Genomic DNA, 9289 nt, shown 5'->3' with positions numbered 1-9289 from the left:
AACCTTGGATTTCGTCCTAGGAAATATATTTTATGAATTTGATATCGACTTGTTGTCTTACTTAGGCATAATACAAGAATCCAGACAGTAAGCGGCCAACGGAGGGAACGGGGATGAGTGAGCCTTATTTAGGTGAAGTCAAGATCATTTCCTGGAACTATGCACCGCGCGGCTGGGCATTTTGTAACGGCCAGTTGTTGCCGCTTAACCAGAACCAGCCATTGTTCTCACTTCTTGGCACCAGGTACGGCGGCAACGGCCAGACAAATTTTGCCCTTCCGGATATGAGGGGACGTGCGCCGGTTCATACGGGCGGCCCTATTGGTGCAATTGTCGGCGGCCAGGGCGGCGAAGAGTTTCACACGCTCACGCTCGGCGAAATGCCGACACACAACCATTTCGTCAACGCATCGAACACTGCCGGCAACGTCAACAATCCATCCGGCGCGCTGTTGGGGGCGAACGCCAGCCCGATCTATCAGCCGCCTGGCAGCGCGGTGGCTATGGCGAAGGAAAACATCACTTTCGTCGGTGGCGGCCAGCCGCATGAGAACAGATCGCCCTATCTCGTCTTGAATTTCATCATTGCCCTGCAAGGCATATTCCCGTCGCGAAATTAAGAGGACGCTTCGATGAGCCAACCTTTTGTCGGCGAGATCAGGATGTTCGGTGGCAATTTCCCTCCGAATGGCTGGGCGTTCTGCCAAGGCCAGTTGATGCCGATCTCCGAGAACGAAACCTTGTTCAATCTGATCGGTACGACCTATGGCGGCGACGGGGAGGAAACATTCGCCCTGCCCAACCTCGCATCCCGCATCCCCGTCCATGCTGGCAAGGGCCCGCTGGTCAGCCAGACCTATATCATCGGAGAACTGGGCGGGGTCGAATCCGTCACTGTTTCAACCCAACAAATGCCGAACCATTCCCATACCTGGACCGGTTCGTCGAATATCGCCAAGAATCCGGGTCCGTCCGGCGGTGTCCTGGCGACATCGAGCCTGCTGACGCCCTATGTGGGTATCGCACCTGATGGCAACATGGCCGCCGGAGCCATTTCGCCGGCCGGCGGCAGCCAGCCTCACGACAATATGGTGCCGTTCCTCGCCGTCAGTTTCATCATCTCGCTATTTGGCATCTTCCCCCAGCAAAGCTAGAGACTTGCCATGACCAATCCGTTCGTCGCCGAAATTCGAATTTTTGCCGGAGATTTCGCCCCGACGGGGTGGGCGACCTGCGATGGCCAGCTCCTGCCAATCTCGCAGAATACGGCGCTGTTTTCGCTGCTGGGCACAGTTTACGGCGGCGACGGCAAGTCGACCTTCGCGTTGCCGAATATGGCTGGCTCCGCGCCCATGGGGCAAGGACAGGGCAATGGCTTGTCGGAGCGGTTTCTCGGCGAGACGGGTGGCGAAACGTCCATCACCCTTCTGCAAACGGAAATGCCGCAACATAATCATTTTGTCGCGATATCCACCGAGAGTGGCGCCCAGGGAACTCTTACCGATGCGGTTGTTCTGGGGAAATCGGGGGGCGGAACGCTGTATCAGAACAACACTTCGCAAAATCTGGTCCAGATGGACCCCCAGGCACTGAGCATGACGGGCAGTACGTTGCCTCACAACAACCTGCCTCCCTATCTGGCGATGACGTTCATCATTGCTATGCAAGGCGTTTATCCGGCGCGTCCGTAAGCGCCACTCCATGATCCAGCTTCCGATTGTGGACAACGGGCCTGTTATATTTTGCTGGGTGCGCGCGGCGCGGATTGATCTGACGTTCCGCCCGATGGCGGACACCGATCTGCCGTTCCTGTCGGCGCTCTACGCCTCGACCCGCGCCGAAGAACTTGCCGTCACGCCGTGGAGCGACGCGCAGAAAACGGCGTTCCTCGACATGCAGTTTCAAGCGCAGCACGCGCATTACCAGAAATACTATCCCAACGCCGACTGGCTGGTGATCGAGCAGGCAAGGCAAGATATCGGTCGCCTGTATATCGAGCGCTCGGCGAGCGAGCATTGCATCATAGATATCGCCTTCCTGNAAGGCAAGATATCGGTCGCCTGTATATCGAGCGCTCGGCGAGCGAGCATTGCATCATAGATATCGCCTTCCTGCCGGCGCATCGCGGCAAGGGGTCTGGCGGTGCGTTGCTCGCCGATCTCATCGATGAGGCCGCCGCCGTCGGCAAGTCGGTCTCGATCCATGTCGAGAAGAACAATCCAGCGCGGCGGCTCTACAAGCGCCTCGGCTTCACCGTTGCCGAGGACAAGGGCGTCTACGACCTGATGATCCGTTCGCCGTAAGGGCCGTGCCGGTCGTCACGTGCCGCGATACCAGGAGACGATGGTGAAACGTTCGTTGCACGTGACCGGGGTGACTTCATGCGTCGTTTCCGAGCGAAAGGCGACGAGAGAGCCCGGCAATGCCGGCATGGCAATGCGCAGGTCCGGGCCGCTGTAAGGCCCATGCAGGACCAGCGAGCCGCCTGCATAGCTTTCTGGCGAAGGGTTGTCCGATTGACGGTTGAGAAAGATCACCACCGAGATCTTTCGGAACCGCGACTCGTCGTGAATGAGCGGCGTGTTGCCATCCTGGTGCGGCACAAAGAAATCGCCTTGCCGATAGTGAAGGAACTGAGGTTTCTCGACCTGGCCGAGCAGCAGCCCGAAATGCCGCTCCAGAGCCGCCTTCTGCTGCGCCAACAGGGCACTCACTCGCTCTTCAGTGGCCTGCGAAACATCGGCGCGCACGGTCTTTCGGATCTCCGGCCATGCCATCTTCTGGTCGGCACGCCCCAGCAGGCCGGCCGGACGGCCCAAGGCCGCCCGAATTTCCGCGCACAGTGCGCTACACGCCGCTCCGTCAAATACGTCCGCAATCTCGATATAGTCGATCATATGTCGAGCCGCCGCGCTGCCAAATCGCCCTGATGGCCGGAGCGTCCCCGTGGCCGATCCGGTCGAAAAAAATCAGTTGAATACCGCCTCGTAAAGCCGCCCTGCCTCATCGGCAGCGATCGGCACGATGAAGATCTCATGGGCGCCGCTTTTGCCGTTGAACCGATAGATAGCCTGCGGCAGCGCCGCGTCGCGCGGCCCCCTGAACAGCAGCGTGAAGCCACCGCCGTCGCGCGGGCTGTTGGCAATGGGCTGCACCGCGCTCAGTTCCATCGTGAGCGTCTGACCGCCGGCTTCGACGGAAAAGCTCTGCCCCTGCTCGAAATCCGAAAGCGATGCCATGCGCCTGCCCTGGTTCGTCTGTCTTTCAGACGGCTCTCTTGAGATGTCTATCCCGTCAGCCAATCTCGCCGCTTCATGGCGTGCTGTCTATAGAGCTCGATCTCCAGAAGTACAAAAGAGCACGATCAAACAAACAGATAGATTTATCTTGGCCACGTAGGGTGAAGCAGCCGTCAACGCGTTGCGCACCGGCAGCCACTGGCCTAAACCGGAATGGTATAAGAGGAGAACACTAGGGATGACTGACGCGAAAACAGACACGGCCCCGGCCGGAAGCACCGCGACCAACACGCTGCCGCTGTTCTACAAAAAACCCGAGGCGCTCAATCCGCTGCGGCACGGCTCACTCGGCCTTACGGCGCGGGCCGATTTCTCCTTTGCCCGCACCGCGCACGCCATCCCCGTCGTCGCATCGGAAATGCCGGCGGCGATGCGCTCCTATCCGATCGTTTTCATTGGCGACGCCAAGGCGCCTGTCATCATCACCGGTCTGCGCCAGGACCAGAACCTGTTCGTCGGCGCCGACGGCAAATGGGCGGAGCCGCATTACATTCCCGCCTATGTCCGCCGGTACCCCTTCATCCTGGCCGATGAATCGAAAACGACCGGCCGCCTGACGTTGTGCATCGACCGCGCCAGCGAACGCGTCGTCGAGCAGACGCCTTCGTCCAAGGGCGGCGACGAGACCGCGCCCTTCTTCGACGGCAACGAGCCGGCCGAGGCCTCGAGGCAGGCGCTCGCCTTCTGCAGCCAGTTCCAGACCGACTTCAATGCGACTCGCGCCATGATCGACAAGATCGACGCGCACGGCCTGTTCGCGCCGCGGCAGAGCAAGGTGACGCTGGAGGGCGGCGAGACCCTCAACCTCACCGACTTTCAGGTGATCGACGAGCCGGCCTTCAACAAATTGAGCGACGAGGCGTTTCTTGATCTCAGGAAATCCGGCGCGCTTGCGCTGCTCTATTGCCATCTCGCCTCGAGCAACAGCTGGACCTCGCTGGCCTTCCAGGCGTCATTGCGGCGAGCTGGCTGACGCGGCCCGCGACGAAAAGCTTCGGCAAGGCGCGGGTTGTTTAAATCAACGGTTCGCGCCTTCGCACGACGATCTCTCCGCGGCTCGAATCATGCTGTTGTCGTGCAGATCGCTTGCCATGACGGGCTGGCGAACTCCCAATGCTCGACGTGTAGCTCTCGCCGAAATGCGCCGAGGCGGCATCACCCCCCGGTTCGCGGACCTCTCAATAAAGTCGAGCACGCCAGCCTTGCTGCCCTCCTCGATCGTTGAATAGCCGGTCGTCGCCATCGATCACGGTCCGAACGCAAAAAGCCCGCGTGAAGCGGGCTTTTGAGCGGCCCGAGACATAGGTGACGATTTGTACCGGACACATGGGTAACACTTTTGGCTTTTGGCCGGAGGTGTTGATGCCGTGGAAAGAGTGTTCGGTGATGGAGGAACGTCTTCGTTTTGTGGCTCGTCTTCTCGACGGGGAAGGCATGAGCGATGTGTGCCGCGAGTTCGGCATCTCGCGCAAGACCGGCTACAAGATCTTCAACCGCTACAAGGAGGACGGGCTGGATGCGCTCACCGACCGCTCGCGGCGGCCGGTGCGTTACGCCAACCAGCTTCCCGACCAGATCGAGCGGCTGATCGTGGAGAGCAAGCGGGAGAAGCCGCACTGGGGTGCCAGGAAGATACGCGAGCTGCTGGTGCGCAGGCTGGCCGGCGACGTCCGCATCCCGGCCAGGAGCACCGTTCATGCCGTGCTCGATCGCCACGGCCTTGTGAGCCAGGCCCGCAAGAGGAACCGAGCGAACAGGTCGTGGGCACGCAACTGTCCCAGGCGGTTGTGCCCAACGATCTGTGGTGCGCCGACTTCAAGGGCGAGTTCAAGCTCGGCAACCGCCAATACTGTTACCCCCTGACGGTCACCGACCAGGCCTCGCGCTACCTGCTGGCCTGCGAAGCCCTTGAATCGACAAAGGAGGTTCCGGTCCTCGAGGCTTTCGTCCGGCTCTTCAAGGAACGCGGCCTGCCGGAAGCGATCAGAAGCGACAATGGCCTGCCCTTCGCCAGCCCCAACGGCCTTTACAACCTCTCGAAGCTGTCGGTCTTCTGGCTCAGGCTCGGCATCGCCGTCGAGCGCATCAAGCCCGGTCACCCGCAGCAGAACGGCCGCCATGAGCGCATGCACCGCACCCTGAAGCAGGAGACCACGCGGCCGCCGGGCATGAACGCCCTCCAGCAGCAGGCCCGGTTCGATGCTTTCATGAGCGAATTCAACGACGAGAGGCCCCACGAGGCGATCCAAATGAAAGTGCCAGCCGAGCTCTACAGAGCTTCTTCAAGAGCCTATCAAGGCCTCCCCGAGCTGGACTACCCCTTCCATAACAAGGACATTCTCGTCACCGCCTGCGGCCGCATCTGCATGCACAGGAAGAAGATCAACATCTCCACCGTGCTCGCCGGCCAAAGGCTCGGAATCACCGAAGTCGACGACGGCATTTGGCTCATCAGCTTCATGCACTATGATCTCGGATATATCGACCTGGAACAAAGGACCTTGCAAACCATCGACAACCCGTTCGGCACGAGGTTGTCACCCATGTCTTAGGTACAGAATGTTACCCATGTCTCCGGGCCGTACATTTTTTTGTTGGTTGCGGGGACAGGATTTGAACCTGTGACCTTCAGGTTATGAGCCTGACGAGCTACCGGGCTGCTCCACCCCGCGTCACCTCCAGGGCAAGCTCTTGCTTGCTCCGGACTCTCCAGGGCAAGCTCTTGCTTGCTCCGGACTCTCCAGGGCAAGCTCNTGCTTGCTCCGGACTCTCCAGGGCAAGCTCTTGCTTGCTCCGGACTCTCCAGGGCAAGCTCTTGCTTGCTCCGGATCTGAAGCAAGCGTTTGCTTGCTTATCTGGACGTAAGCCTGGGCCTATGAACAGGATGGCTTACAGATAGGTATATGGCTGACCAAATGAAAGGGCCGCTTGCGCGGCCCGTGATCCCTTGGCGGGCCTTTTCGTAGAGAGAAGATTTCAGTTTCATCCGGTTTGCGGATGAGAGTTCAACGTGCGTTTTGCAGACCTGGCAGCGACCTACTCTCCCGCGTCTTGAGACGAAGTACCATCAGCGCTGGAGCGTTTCACGGCCGAGTTCGGAATGGGATCGGGTGCAGCCGCTCCGCCATAACCACCAGGTCGGCAAAACGCACGTTATATCGAGAAGCTGTTTTTTCGTGCCAAGGCGACGTTTGTGTCTAGCTAACGGACAAAGCCCGCAAGCGCGACTGCGCGTCGCCGGTTTTCCGGCGCCCTCGCGGAGCATAGGCCCTGTAAGGGCCGCTCATGCGTGAGCGCTGGTCAGATCATCGTGTTTCACGATGAGCATAAGGAATGAGAACGATCAAGCCGATCGAACTATTAGTACCGGTAAGCTTCAAGCGTTGCCGCTCTTCCACACCCGGCCTATCAACGTGGTCGTCTTCCACGGTTCTCAGGGAATACTCGTTTTAAGGTGGGTTTCCCGCTTAGATGCCTTCAGCGGTTATCCCGTCCGGATATAGCTACCCTGCTATGCGGCTGGCGCCACAACAGGTCCACCAGAGATCCGTCCATCCCGGTCCTCTCGTACTAGGGACAGATCCTTTCAATATTCCTACACCCACGGCAGATAGGGACCGAACTGTCTCACGACGTTCTGAACCCAACTCACGTACCGCTTTAAATGGCGAACAGCCATACCCTTGGGACCTGCTCCAGCCCCAGGATGCGATGAGTCGACATCGAGGTGCCAAACAACCCCGTCGATATGGACTCTTGGGGGTCATCAGCCTGTTATCCCCGGCGTACCTTTTATCCGTTGAGCGATGGCCCTTCCACGCGGGACCACCGGATCACTATGACCGACTTTCGTCTCTGCTCGACTTGTCAGTCTCGCAGTCAGGCAGGCTTATGCCATTGCACTCAGCGAACGATTTCCGACCGTTCTGAGCCCACCATCGCGCGCCTCCGTTACTCTTTAGGAGGCGACCGCCCCAGTCAAACTACCCACCATACATTGTCCCGGACCCGGATAACGGGCCGCGGTTAGACATCCATAGTAATAAGGGTGGTATTTCAAGGGTGGCTCCACCTGAGCTGGCGCCCAGGTTTCAAAGCCTACCACCTATCCTACACATGCCACTACGAATGCCAATGTAAAGCTATAGTAAAGGTGCACGGGGTCTTTCCGTCTAACCGCAGGAACCCCGCATCTTCACGGGGAATTCAATTTCACTGAGTCTATGCTGGAGACAGCGGGGAAGTCGTTACGCCATTCGTGCAGGTCGGAACTTACCCGACAAGGAATTTCGCTACCTTAGGACCGTTATAGTTACGGCCGCCGTTTACTGGGGCTTCGATTCAGAGCTTGCACCCCTCCTCTTAACCTTCCAGCACCGGGCAGGCGTCAGACCCTATACGTCGTCTTGCGACTTCGCAGAGCCCTGTGTTTTTGATAAACAGTCGCTACCCCCTGGTCTGTGCCACCCTCCTCTACTTGCGTAGAAAAGGGTCACGCTTCTTCCGAAGTTACGCGTGCAATTTGCCGAGTTCCTTCAGCATAGTTCTCTCAAGCGCCTTGGTATACTCTACCTGACCACCAGTGTCGGTTTCGGGTACGGTTTATAAGGAGGAGCTATTTCCTGGAACCGCTCCGCTGCCCGTTCAATCCGATAAGATTGGACAACTTGTGCGATCCGTCACTACCTCCAAGCCCACGAATATTAACGTGGTTCCCATCGACTACGCGTTTCCGCCTCGTCTTAGGGGCCGGCTAACCCTGCTCAGATTAGCTTTAAGCAGGAACCCTTGGTCTTTCGGCGGGGGAGTCTCTCACTCCCCTTACGTTACTCATGTCAGCATTCGCACTTCTGATACCTCCACCACCCCTCACGGGTACGGCTTCGTCAGCTTACAGAACGCTCCGCTACCGCTTGGCCCTTGCGGACCAAACCCTAAGCTTCGGTGTATGGCTTTAGCCCCGTTACATTTTCGGCGCAAAGACCCTTATTTAGACCAGTGAGCTGTTACGCTTTCTTTAAATGATGGCTGCTTCTAAGCCAACATCCTGGTTGTTTTGGGATCCTCACATCCTTTCCCACTTAGCCATAACTTGGGGACCTTAGCTGTAGGTCAGGGTTGTTTCCCTTTTCACGACGGACGTTAGCACCCGCCGTGTGTCTGCCGACTAGTACTCCCAGGTATTCGGAGTTTGGTTAGGTTTGGTAATCCGGTGAGGACCCCTAGCCCATCCAGTGCTCTACCCCCTGGGGTATTCGGTCGACGCTCTACCTAAATAGATTTCGCGGAGAACCAGCTATTTCCGAGTTTGATTGGCCTTTCACCCCTAGCCACAAGTCATCCCGAACTATTGCAACAGTTATGGGTTCGGTCCTCCAGTAAGTGTTACCTTACCTTCAACCTGCTCATGGCTAGATCACTCGGTTTCGGGTCTAATGCGACGAACTGAACGCCCTGTTCAGACTCGCTTTCGCTGCGCCTACACCTAGCGGTTTAAGCTTGCTCGTCACACTAAGTCGCTGACCCATTATACAAAAGGTACGTGGTGACCCTTGCGGGCTCCCACTGTTTGTAGGCAATCGGTTTCAGGTACTCTTTCACTCCCCTTGTCGGGGTGCTTTTCACCTTTCCCTCACGGTACTAGTTCGCTATCGGTCATGCACGAGTACTTAGGCTTGGAAGGTGGTCCTCCCAATTTCAGACAGGATTTCACGTGTCCCGCCTTACTCGAGGACGATTGATTGCATTACGCGTACGGGGCTGTCACCCACTATGGCCCTACTTTCCAGAAGGTTCCGCTTGTCTCTCAATCGCCACTGGCCTGGTCCGGGTTCGCTCGCCACTACTTCCGGAGTCTCGGTTGATGTCCTTTCCTACGGGTACTTAGATGTTTCAGTTCCCCGCGTTCGCCACTTTATCCCTATGTATTCAGGATAAGTTACCTATTATCGATACTTGGAAACCACAGTAGCAGATCGCTCTGCTACTCT

At 58.0% G+C, this 9289-nt stretch carries 7 protein-coding genes, 1 tRNA gene, 2 rRNA genes and 1 pseudogene (1 of these 11 only partly in view); 6 read left to right on the top strand and 5 right to left on the bottom strand.

Translation table 11 applies throughout. The annotated features are described in order from the left end of the window. Positions 1 to 113 precede the first annotated feature (113 nt). The 4 genes from X730_RS152135 (at position 114) to X730_RS1000000167510 (ending at position 2303) form a co-directional block, all read left to right on the top strand. On the top strand, positions 114 to 620 hold the full coding sequence (locus X730_RS152135; protein ID WP_023672955.1) for a tail fiber protein: 507 nt from the start codon (positions 114 to 116) through the stop codon (positions 618 to 620). 12 nt (positions 621 to 632) lie between these two features. Continuing rightward, on the top strand, positions 633 to 1154 hold the full coding sequence (locus X730_RS152140) for a tail fiber protein (RefSeq protein WP_023672956.1): 522 nt from the start codon (positions 633 to 635) through the stop codon (positions 1152 to 1154). 9 nt (positions 1155 to 1163) lie between these two features. Then, positions 1164 to 1691 (top strand): tail fiber protein, encoded by a 528-nt coding sequence (locus tag X730_RS152145; RefSeq protein WP_023672957.1) that lies wholly within the window; start codon positions 1164 to 1166, stop codon positions 1689 to 1691. Between the two features lie 324 nt (positions 1692 to 2015). Further along, on the top strand, positions 2016 to 2303 hold the full coding sequence (locus X730_RS1000000167510) for a GNAT family N-acetyltransferase (RefSeq protein ID WP_245260355.1): 288 nt from the start codon (positions 2016 to 2018) through the stop codon (positions 2301 to 2303). Positions 2304 to 2318: 15 nt separating this feature from the next. On the opposite strand, the gene X730_RS152150 is transcribed toward X730_RS1000000167510, so the two are convergent. Both X730_RS152150 and X730_RS152155 read right to left on the bottom strand, forming a co-directional pair. After that, a complete protein-coding gene (locus X730_RS152150) occupies positions 2319 to 2897 on the bottom strand; it encodes a 2OG-Fe(II) oxygenase (RefSeq protein WP_023672959.1) in 579 nt (192 codons plus the stop codon). 72 nt (positions 2898 to 2969) lie between these two features. Continuing rightward, positions 2970 to 3239 (bottom strand): hypothetical protein, encoded by a 270-nt coding sequence (locus X730_RS152155; protein ID WP_023672960.1) that lies wholly within the window; start codon positions 3237 to 3239, stop codon positions 2970 to 2972. Between the two features lie 238 nt (positions 3240 to 3477). Here X730_RS152155 and X730_RS152160 point away from each other — a divergent pair, with 238 nt between their 5' ends. Next, complete coding sequence (locus X730_RS152160; protein WP_023826294.1) at positions 3478 to 4272, top strand: SapC family protein; 795 nt, start codon at positions 3478 to 3480, stop codon at positions 4270 to 4272. A gap of 389 nt (positions 4273 to 4661) precedes the next feature. Beyond that, positions 4662 to 5851, top strand: a pseudogene (locus tag X730_RS01000000164430) (IS481 family transposase). Between the two features lie 43 nt (positions 5852 to 5894). Here X730_RS01000000164430 and X730_RS152170 read toward each other — a convergent pair. The 3 genes from X730_RS152170 to X730_RS152180 form a co-directional block, all read right to left on the bottom strand. Beyond that, a tRNA-Met gene (locus X730_RS152170) sits at positions 5895 to 5971 on the bottom strand. Between the two features lie 351 nt (positions 5972 to 6322). After that, positions 6323 to 6437 (bottom strand): 5S ribosomal RNA (gene rrf, locus X730_RS152175). Between the two features lie 201 nt (positions 6438 to 6638). Further along, a 23S ribosomal RNA gene (locus tag X730_RS152180) occupies positions 6639 to 9289 on the bottom strand; it runs 151 nt beyond the window's last position.

This window comes from Mesorhizobium sp. L103C131B0 (genome assembly GCF_000502275.1).
GTDB lineage: Bacteria > Pseudomonadota > Alphaproteobacteria > Rhizobiales > Rhizobiaceae > Mesorhizobium.
Note: the sequence above shows the minus strand (reverse complement) of the source record. Positions and strands in the feature narration are given on the sequence as shown.

Coding starts and splice junctions, on each gene's coding strand:
- X730_RS152140 (WP_023672956.1), top strand. CDS start 633: ATGAGCCAACCTTTTGTCGGCGAGATCAGGATGTTCGGTGGCAATTTC.
- X730_RS152150 (WP_023672959.1), bottom strand. CDS start 2,897: ATGATCGACTATATCGAGATTGCGGACGTATTTGACGGAGCGGCGTGT.
- X730_RS152155 (WP_023672960.1), bottom strand. CDS start 3,239: ATGGCATCGCTTTCGGATTTCGAGCAGGGGCAGAGCTTTTCCGTCGAA.
- X730_RS152145 (WP_023672957.1), top strand. CDS start 1,164: ATGACCAATCCGTTCGTCGCCGAAATTCGAATTTTTGCCGGAGATTTC.
- X730_RS152160 (WP_023826294.1), top strand. CDS start 3,478: ATGACTGACGCGAAAACAGACACGGCCCCGGCCGGAAGCACCGCGACC.
- X730_RS152135 (WP_023672955.1), top strand. CDS start 114: ATGAGTGAGCCTTATTTAGGTGAAGTCAAGATCATTTCCTGGAACTAT.